Here is a 261-nt window from a genome sequence, read left to right on the forward strand (position 1 = left end):
CGTCAATGTGGCACTGGCTTCTATTGCAGAATCATTGGATGCCAGTCACCTTCAACTAGAGTTGATGGTCGCAGCGTATGGTGTTGGCTTTGCCGTGTGCTTGGCAATGGGCGGACGTTTAGGCGATAACTTCGGGCGTCGACGTTTATTCATCATGGGCGTTTGGGTATTTGGCATTGCGTCACTGGCCTGTGGTTTGTCCTCTTCCATTACTGGACTACTTATCGCTCGGGTCGCGCAAGGTGTTGGCGCGGCCATGAT

The 261-nt window shown here is 52.9% G+C and carries 1 protein-coding gene; it reads left to right on the forward strand.

Annotation, left to right across the window (positions count from 1 at the left end; translation table 11 throughout):
- Positions 1–261: MFS transporter (locus tag AAEY75_RS15770; protein ID WP_352260123.1), on the forward strand; the 261-nt coding region annotated here is incomplete at both ends.

It is taken from the genome of Psychrobacter sp. TB55-MNA-CIBAN-0194 (genome assembly GCF_040309505.1).
Lineage (GTDB): Bacteria > Pseudomonadota > Gammaproteobacteria > Pseudomonadales > Moraxellaceae > Psychrobacter > Psychrobacter fozii.